This is a genomic window from Candidatus Spechtbacterales bacterium (assembly GCA_040879145.1).
Taxonomy (GTDB): domain Bacteria; phylum Patescibacteriota; class Minisyncoccia; order Spechtbacterales; family 2-12-FULL-38-22; genus JAWVZY01.
In genome coordinates this window covers 37,652-43,746 of sequence record JBBDKX010000006.1, presented here as the reverse complement: position 1 = coordinate 43,746, position 6,095 = coordinate 37,652, and the positions used below count along the sequence as shown (strand labels likewise).

The window sequence follows — 6,095 nt, the reverse complement described above, 5'->3', positions numbered from 1 at the left end:
AGGGTAATAGATGAAGATGCTTCGGGAGCCTCAGCACAAGTTAAAGAGATAAACCGTGGCCGCTTGGCTTTGACAAGCGCTACGGGTATGGTAATAAAACAATGTTTGGAGTTGTTAGGTATTAATGCTCCGCAAAAAATGTAAAGCAGGTTCTTAATGAACACAAGCGTTTTGCGCGTAGTGTGAATTTAGAAGCAGCTTTACCCCGCCCCCTTTATTAATACCAATGGTATTAATAAAGGGGGCGGGGTCTATAAATTGTAGCTAATCAAGCTACATTAATAAATTAATTTGCCTTCTTAGACAATTTATGAATTTCCCCGAACTTGAAGAAAAAATATTAAAAAACTGGAGAGAAATACAGGCTTTCAAAAAAAGTGTTGAAAACCGGTCAAAAGACCGAAGCTTTGTGTTTTATGAAGGTCCGCCAACTGCAAATGGTATGCCGGGTTTTCATCACGTAGAGGCTCGTTCTTATAAAGATATAGTATGTAGATATAAAACAATGCGCGGTTTTCACGTAGAGCGCCGCGCCGGTTGGGATACGCACGGGTTGCCGGTAGAAATACAGGTGGAAAAAGAACTGGGACTAAACAGTAAAAAAGATATTGAAAAATACGGCATCGCCGAGTTTAATGCTAAGTGCCGCGAGAGTGTGTGGCGCTATCAGAAAGAGTGGGAAGAACTCACAGAGCGCATGGGCTTTTGGATTGATATGGAAAATCCGTATATAACATTAGATCCGCTATATATGGAAAGCTTGTGGTGGATAATGAAACAGGCATATGAAAAAGAACTGCTCTACGAAGGCCACAAGGTTGTTCCAAGGTGTATGAGGTGCGGAACTGCCCTTTCATCCCACGAGGTTGCACAAGGATACAAAGATGTTACAGACCAGAGCGTTTATATAAAGTTCAAACTGCGCGATCCCGAGGCGTTTAGTAAACTAAAACTTGAAGAGGTGGAACCCAAAATATACTTTTTGGCATGGACAACAACACCCTGGACTCTTCCGGGAAACGTTGCTTTGGCTGTGGGTAAAGATATAAAATATTCGGTTGTAAGGCAGGATGGGGAATATTACGTACTTGCAACAGAATTGCTTGAAATATTGGAAGATGAGTATGATGTGTTAAGTGAAATAAAAGGCAAGGACCTTGTGGGCCTTGAATATGAACCCTTGTTCGATATTAAAGAACTCCGGTCCGAAACTTCCCACAAGGTGTATGTAGCCGATTTTGTAAGCACAGAAGATGGAACAGGTATCGTGCATACTGCTGTAATGTACGGAGAGGATGACTACCAGCTTGGGAAGGAGTTTGGGTTGCCCACAGTGCACACAGTTGATGAGGCTGGAAATTTCAATGAATTTGTTAAAGAATTTGAGGGGAGGAATGTGAAAGAGGCAGAAAAGGATATTATAAAATACCTGGAAAAAAGCAACTTGCTTTACAAAGTTCAGCCCTACGAGCACTCATACCCTTTCTGCTGGAGGTGTAGCGAACCACTCCTTTATTACGCTACAGACTCATGGTTTATAGGAATGAGTAGCTTAAAAGACGATCTTATAAAGGCAAATAATAAGATAAATTGGATTCCCGAACATATTAAAGAGGGAAGGTTTGGTGAGTGGTTGCGCAATGTAAAAGACTGGGCGTTTTCTCGTTCCAGGTACTGGGGTACACCTCTTCCTGTTTGGAAATGCGAAGAGTGTGAGCATGTGGATGTTGTAGGGTCCAGAGATGATCTTGCAAAACTCACAAAAGGAAAAAATGAATACTGGCTTATGCGCCACGGCCATTCAGAAAACAATGAGGCCCAAATATTGATAAGCGATACTACAAAAAAACACCCCCTAGACACGTTAAGTAAAAAAGGCGTGGAGCAGGTCAAAGAATCAATAGAACAGCTTAAAAAAGAGGGTGGTGTAGATATTGTGGTTACATCACCACTAGGAAGAACAAGCGAGACTGCTCAAATGGTTGGAGAAGCACTCGGCGTGGATGTAATAACGGAAGACCTACTAAAAGAAATTGGTGTGGGCATATATGAAGGCAAATCGGAACAGGGTTATTCGGACTATTTTAAAGGAGAAAAAAATTATAACTTTACAAAAGGCGCTCCCAAAGGAGAAACATTAGCAGGTGTAAGAAAGAGAATGCTTGAGGCGATAAGCGCTTTGGAAGAAAAATACAGCGGTAAAAAAATATTGCTGGTAAGCCACGGGCATCCGCTTTGGGTTCTTGAGGCATCTCTTGGGGGCCTTACGATAAATGAGGGTGTTGAGTGGAAGAGAAAGGGTGAGTATCCTCAGAACGCGCAGTTGAGAAGAGTGGAGTACGCCAAGTTTCCTTATAACAACGAGGGTGAATTAGATTTTCATAGACCCTTTGTTGATGATATAGAGTTCCTTTGTAAAGCCTGCGGTAAAAACATGCGAAGGGTAGAAGATCTTGTAGATGTTTGGTTTGATTCCGGCTCCATGCCTTTTGCTCAACAGCATTACCCTTTTGAAAATAAAGATACTATAGACAAAAATACAGCATATCCCGCTGATTATATAACAGAGGCAATGGATCAGACTCGCGGATGGTTTTACACGATGTTGGCAGTTTCGGTTATCCTCGGAAAAGCTCCTTCATATAAGAATGTTATTACTCTTGGAATAGTTTTGGACGATAATGGACAAAAGATGTCTAAAAGCAAGGGAAATATCATTGACCCAAAAGAGTTGGCATCAAAATACGGCATGGATGCTGTGCGCTGGTACTTTTTTACAGTTAACCAGCCCGGAGACGCGAAGTTATTTAGTGAGCAGGATGTAAAAGAAAGATGGCAGAGATTTCTTTCTACGTTTGCAAATTCCTACACATTCCTCAATACTTATGCTCCTGACGTAAAGCCATCTGATGATTTTTCCGCGAAGACAAGTAAAAATGTATTAGATCAGTGGATATTTGCTAAACTTAAGGAAGTTAACGAAAAGGTGGTAAGGTGTATAGATGATTACAACATTCTTGACGCGGCACGCGCTTTGGAAGAGTTTGTTGTTGAAGATGTTTCTAATTGGTATATACGCCGGTCCAGAGAGCGTCTTCAGAGGCCTGAAACAAAAGATGAAAAAGATGAGGCCTCCGACACGCTGGCATTTATTTTGAATGAAACTTCAAAAATGACGGCCCCTTTTATCCCCTTTGTATCTGAACATATATGGCAAGGGTTAAATAAGACCGGGAATGAAAGCGTACACTGGGAGGATTATCCTGAATACGAAAAATTTTCTAAAAAGGATGAGGAAGTTGTTGCAGTTATGCGGGATATTCGTTCATGGTCTCAAGTTGCTCTTCGGCTTCGTTCTGACAACGGATTAAAAGTACGCCAACCTCTTGAGGTTCTTGCTGTGCCGAAAGATATTTCAGATGAACTAAAAAATATTTTAAAAGACGAGATTAATGTTAAGGATGTCGTTTCATTTTCTGATGTTCAAACCGAAAGCAGTGACTGGGTTGTTGAGGGTAAGATTGCTTTAAAGGTTACATTTTCGGAAGCGCTTGCTGTAGAGGGACAGGCAAGAGAGATGATGCGCCACATACAAAACATGAGACGCAAGCTTGGTTTAAAGCCGGCCGATAAAATACAGGTTGAGTACTCTCTTGGCTCGGAGCTTGCAGGCAAGCTTTTAAAGTACGAAGAAGAGATGTCAAAAACGACCTCCTCTGATGTTGCGGAGATATCTAACGTGGAAGATCGCGCCTACGATATGTTTTCTGAATACAACTGGGACCCAAAGCATAAAGTCAGGGTGGGTATTAAGAAGTTATAATAAATTATGTATTTCACAGATGCCATTGTTTTAGGAAGCCGTCCCACAGGAGAAGCTGATGAACTAGTTTCATGCTATACGCGCGATTTTGGTAAAATGATAATAAAAGCGCGCAGCTCCAAAAAAATAACTACAAAACAGGGCATATTCCTTCACAACCCGTCAATTATACGCTTTAATTTTGTTATATCTCGCACAGGATACATATTTTCTGGTATAAAGAGTATAAAGGGACACCCCGCCATATCGGATAATATAACAGCTTTAGCGTATGTAATGTCATTTTTACAGCTTTGCGATAAAATAACCTACGAGGGACAAAAAGATGAAGAGATGTGGGAACTTTTGTGTAAAGTGTTACGCGATGCTTCATCCGTCGCGGAAAAAGATAGCAGCAGGGAAGAGCTTTGGAAGGCAGAGAAGGAATGGTTGATATCACTCTTGGGCATTTTAGGACTTGCTCCGCAAAATTTAAATTTTGAGAGAGTAAAAAATGCCCGTCAGCTGGATATTTATATCCGCAGATTACTCCAGAACAAGCTTGAGTACTCAGTAGAATTCTTTGGCTTAAAAAATCATGTCTAAAAAACTTAAGAAGCAAAAAATAAATAAAAAATCTAAAATTAAAGTATGGCATCTAATGCCGCTTTCTCTTTTAACTCTTGTTGTAGCAGCTGTTTTTATATGGCTGGGACGCGGAGATTTTTCAACAAGAAATGTGGAACTGGAAATAGAAGGCCCCGGACAGGTTGAGAACGGAAAAGCAGAGGACTACAAGCTTATAATTAGCAATAATTCCGACAAAGCTCTTCAGGATTTGAATCTAACTCTTGAAACGCCATCAACGGTAGAAGTTTTGGAAGGATTAGAAGATATACGTTCGGGTATAGATATTTTACCCCCAGGCTCTAAGAGAGAGGTATCTTTTAAAATTGTTGTCTCTTCCACCAACGGCAAAGAATCTTTAAACGCGCGACTGGATTATTCGCCCGAGGGGCTTTCAGCGCGATTTGTAGAAACAACATCTTTAGAGCTTATAATAGGAAAATTAGATGTTTCTATTGTATTTGATTTGCCTCAGAATGTTTACGCGGATCAGGATGTTCGCGGAAGTATTATAGTTGTTCCCCATTCTGACATAGAAACATCCCCCCTTTTTCTTAGACTGGACGCCCCTCAAGGCTTTAGCATGCAGGAGGTTAGCGAAGCATTTGCCTTTGAAACAGTGTGGAGGATAGGGGAGCTTAAAGAGGGTCAAACCGTTAAGCGTGAATTTAGAGGTAGGCTTTCATCATATGAAGGGGAACCTCTCTTTAAAGTATCTCTTGGCAAACGCGATGGTATTTCATTTTTACCTCTGCACACAGCAGAGCGTGCAATAGGTATATCGGAATCTCCTCTTGTGCTTAATCAGAGCATGGTTAATCCCGCACGCGGCTTTGTAGATCCGGGAGAGCGTGCAACTGTAAGAATAACATATACCAATAAGGCAAACGTCCCACTTGAAGATGCCCTGCTTAGAGTTTCGCTTCCTGAAAGTCTTGTAGATTTTTCAACCATAGCAGCTTCGGGAGGTATTGTAGATTCAGAAGCAAAGACAATTGAGTGGACCCAGGCCCAGCTTTCTTCATTGCGGTTTACTGATGTTGAAGAAACGGGTACAGTAAGTTTTTCTTTTAACGTACGTTCCAATATAGAACCGGCAAATGTTCAGGATACAAACAAAACTATAAATATTATTACAACACTACGCTCTCAAAAAGAAAGCCTGGCCCTTAACGGAGCGGTTCTGCAGGCTGAAAACACCTTGTCCGTCAAGCTTTCCACTAGATTTGAGTTAGAACAGTCTGTTTACAGGCAGGGAGGTTCTTTTGATAATACAGGCCCTCATCCGCCGGTACCGAACCAGCTTTCAACATATACTGTACGCTGGACTGTAGAGAATACAACAAATGCTGTGCGTTTAGGAAAAGTTGAGGCGGTGTTGCCTGACTATGTTGTGTGGCAGAGTAATACATCTCCCGCAGCGGAGGATGTAAGGTATCTCTCAGATACAAATACTGTAGTCTGGGAGTTGGGAGATGTGGGTGTCGGGGTCGGTTTTGTATATCCCGAAAGGACAGTAGAATTTCAGATAGGTCTTGTGCCGGATGCCGAAGATATTCAAAACCAGCTCAATGTTTTGGAACAGACAAAACTTACAGGAATAGACATATTCACAAGCTCTCTGTTGGACCAGGACATACCAGAGGAAGAGGTACCAAACTAAAAC

The 6,095-nt window shown here is 41.5% G+C and carries 3 protein-coding genes; all 3 read left to right on the top strand.

The features are described 5' to 3' along the window. The first annotated feature begins 310 nt into the window (after positions 1–310). The 3 genes from WDZ40_00940 to WDZ40_00930 are packed head-to-tail and all read left to right on the top strand — an operon-like array spanning position 311 to position 6,092. Positions 311–3,823 (top strand): class I tRNA ligase family protein, encoded by a 3,513-nt coding sequence (locus WDZ40_00940; protein MEX0877412.1) that lies wholly within the window; start codon positions 311–313, stop codon positions 3,821–3,823. 6 nt (positions 3,824–3,829) lie between these two features. Continuing rightward, positions 3,830–4,408 (top strand): DNA repair protein RecO, encoded by a 579-nt coding sequence (gene recO / locus WDZ40_00935; GenBank protein ID MEX0877411.1) that lies wholly within the window; start codon positions 3,830–3,832, stop codon positions 4,406–4,408. Further along, positions 4,401–6,092 carry a hypothetical protein gene (locus WDZ40_00930; protein ID MEX0877410.1) on the top strand — a complete coding sequence of 564 codons (1,692 nt, stop codon included), beginning with the start codon at positions 4,401–4,403 and terminating at the stop codon, positions 6,090–6,092. The genes recO and WDZ40_00930 overlap by 8 nt, the downstream gene beginning before the upstream one ends. Positions 6,093–6,095 lie beyond the last annotated feature (3 nt).

What these genes read in the sequence shown, in the direction of transcription:
- WDZ40_00940 (MEX0877412.1), top strand. Translation starts at nt 311, where the DNA reads ATGAATTTCCCCGAACTTGAAGAAAAAATATTAAAAAACTGGAGAGAA.
- WDZ40_00930 (MEX0877410.1), top strand. Translation starts at nt 4,401, where the DNA reads ATGTCTAAAAAACTTAAGAAGCAAAAAATAAATAAAAAATCTAAAATT.
- recO (MEX0877411.1), top strand. Translation starts at nt 3,830, where the DNA reads ATGTATTTCACAGATGCCATTGTTTTAGGAAGCCGTCCCACAGGAGAA.